At 73.2% G+C, this 1221-nt stretch carries 1 protein-coding gene; it reads left to right on the forward strand.

Annotated elements, in window-relative coordinates:
• Positions 1–1156: biotin/lipoyl-containing protein (locus tag PV721_RS43460; protein WP_319734410.1), on the forward strand; the 1156-nt coding region annotated here is incomplete at its 5' end.
• Positions 1157–1221 lie beyond the last annotated feature (65 nt).

Raw genomic sequence — 1221 nt, forward strand, 5'->3', positions numbered from 1 at the left:
CGACACCCACGGCAACGTGGTCGTCGTCTCCACCCGCGACTGCTCCCTGCAGCGCCGCCACCAGAAGCTGGTCGAGGAGGCCCCCGCGCCGTTCCTGACGGACGTGCAGGTGAAACACCTGTACGCCGCTTCGAAGGCGATCCTGAAGGAGGCCGGCTACGTCGGCGCGGGAACCTGCGAGTTCCTGGTCGGCGCCGACGGCACGATCTCCTTCCTGGAGGTCAACACCCGCCTCCAGGTCGAGCACCCGGTCACCGAAGAGGTCACCGGCATCGACCTGGTCCGCGAGATGTTCCGGATCGCCGACGGCGAGGAGCTCGGCGCCGCGTCGTACTTCCAGGAGGGCGACCCGGTGGTGCGCGGTCACTCCTTCGAGTTCCGCATCAACGGCGAGGACCCGGGCCGCGGCTTCCTGCCCGCCCCCGGTACCGTCACCGTCTTCAACCCGCCGACCGGCCCCGGCGTCCGTGTCGATGCGGGCGTCGAGGCCGGCTCGGTCATCGGCCCGGCCTGGGACTCCCTCCTGGCCAAGCTGATCGTCACCGGCGCCACCCGCGAGCAGGCCCTCCAGCGCGCCGCCCGCGCGCTGGCGGAGTTCGAGGTCGAGGGCATGGCCACGGCCGTGCCGTTCCACCGCGTGGTGGTGGGCGACCCGGCGTTCGCCCCCGAACTCACGGGCAGCCGGGACCCGTTCACGGTCCACACCCGCTGGATCGAGACCGAGTTCGTGAACGGCATCCCGCCCTTCGCCGCCCCCGCGGACGGGGAGGGCGACGAGGAGCAGGGCCGCGAGACGGTCGTCGTCGAGGTCGGTGCCAGGCGGCTGGAGATCTCCCTGCCGTCCTCGCTCGGCATGACCCTGGCCCGTACGGGTCCGGCCGCCGGTGCCAAGCCGAAGCGCCGTGCCACGAGGAAGGCGGGCCCCCGCGCCTCCGGCGACACCCTCGCCTCCCCGATGCAGGGCACCGTCGTGAAGGTGGCGGTCGAGGAGGGCCAGGCGGTCGAGGAGGGCGACCTGATCGTCGTCCTGGAGGCCATGAAGATGGAACAGCCCCTCAACGCCCACAAGTCCGGCGCCGTCACCGGGCTCTCGGCGGAGGTCGGCGGCGCCCTCACCTCCGGCGCCCCCGTGTGCGAGATCAAGAGCGGTCCCTGACCCCACCGGCCGGGCCCCGCGCCCCGCCGCCGACCTCCGCCGAGAGCCCGGTGACGGCGCCGGAC

Origin of the sequence: Streptomyces sp. MB09-01, from assembly GCF_033794505.1 — a bacterium.
Taxonomy (GTDB): domain Bacteria; phylum Actinomycetota; class Actinomycetes; order Streptomycetales; family Streptomycetaceae; genus Streptomyces.